This is a genomic window from Streptomyces sp. MZ04, assembly GCF_004684775.1.
In the GTDB taxonomy this organism is placed as follows: domain Bacteria; phylum Actinomycetota; class Actinomycetes; order Streptomycetales; family Streptomycetaceae; genus Streptomyces.
On the sequence record NZ_SRIC01000569.1, the window covers coordinates 1 to 1,452 of the forward strand.

At 65.8% G+C, this 1,452-nt stretch carries 1 protein-coding gene and 1 pseudogene; both read right to left on the bottom strand.

What is annotated here, in order from left to right; all coding sequences use genetic code 11:
* Positions 1-785, bottom strand: a 785-nt coding sequence (locus E2651_RS43200; RefSeq protein ID WP_135336729.1) for a 2-oxoacid:ferredoxin oxidoreductase subunit beta, incomplete at its 3' end; no start/stop codon positions are given.
* Positions 778-1,452: pseudogene (locus tag E2651_RS43205) on the bottom strand (2-oxoglutarate ferredoxin oxidoreductase subunit alpha); the annotation flags it as partial. The gene E2651_RS43200 and the pseudogene E2651_RS43205, both read right to left, overlap by 8 nt.

Here is a 1,452-nt window from a genome sequence, read left to right on the forward strand (position 1 = left end):
CCGAAGCGGATGGGTTGTCCGTGTTCGAGGCGGATGACGGCTTCTTCGGCCTGCTGCTTGTCCTTGAGGACTTCGAAGGCGCCGTCGTTGAAGATGTTGCAGTTCTGGTAGATCTCCACCAGCGCCGTGCCGGGATGCTCGGCCGCCTGACGCAGCACCGAGGTCAGGTGCTTGCGATCGGAGTCGACGGTGCGGGCGACGAAGCTCGCCTCCGCCCCGATGGCGAGGGAGACGGGGTTGAAGGGCGCGTCCAGGGAGCCCATCGGCGTCGACTTGGTGATCTTGCCGACCTCGGACGTCGGCGAGTACTGGCCCTTGGTCAGACCGTAGATCCGGTTGTTGAACAGCAGGATCTTCAGGTTCACATTGCGGCGCAGCGCGTGGATGAGATGGTTCCCGCCGATCGACAGGGCGTCACCGTCGCCGGTGACCACCCACACGCTCAGGTCACGCCGGGAGGAGGCCAGGCCCGTGGCGATGGCGGGGGCGCGGCCGTGGATGGAGTGCATCCCGTAGGTGTTCATGTAGTACGGGAAGCGCGAGGAGCAGCCGATGCCGGAGACGAAGACGATGTTCTCTTTGGCCAGGCCCAGTTCGGGCATGAAGCCCTGCACGGCGGCCAGGACGGCGTAGTCGCCGCAGCCCGGGCACCAGCGCACCTCCTGGTCGGACTTGAAGTCCTTCATGGACTGCCTGGCCTCGGCCTTGGGCACCAGGGAAAGCGCCTCGATCGCACCCCCGGCGCCCCCGGCGCTCTGCGACCCGTCGGTCTGTGTGTCAGCCATCGATGGCCTCCTTGAGAGCCGTGGCGAGCTGCTCGGCCTTGAACGGCATTCCATTGACCTGGTTGTACGAGACCGCATCCACCAGGAACCTGGCACGGATCAGGGTGGCCAGCTGCCCGAGGTTCATCTCAGGAATCACGACCTTGTCGTAGCCCTTGACGACCTCACCCAGATTCCGGGGGAAGGGGTTGAGGTGACGCAGATGGGCCTGGGCGACGCTCTCGCCGGCCGCCCGCAGCCTGCGCACGGCAGCCGTGATCGGCCCGTAGGTCGAACCCCAGCCCAGGACAAGGAGTCTGGCATCCCCGTCCGCGTCATCGACCTCGAGATCCGAGACGTCAATTCCGTCGATTTTGGCCTGGCGGGTGCGGACCATGAAGTCGTGGTTGGCCGGATCGTAGGAGATGTTGCCCGTGCCGTCCTGCTTCTCGATCCCACCGATCCGGTGCTCAAGCCCCGGCGTCCCCGGCACCGCCCACGGCCGCGCCAACGTCTGCGGATCACGCTTGTAGGGCCAGAAGACTTCGGTGCCGTCATCCTCGGTGTGATTGGCACCCGAAGCGAACTGCACCCGCAGATCGGGGAGTTCATCCACGTCCGGGATCCGCCACGGCTCCGAACCATTGGCCAGATAACCGTCCGAGAGGAGGAAGACGGGGGTGCGGTA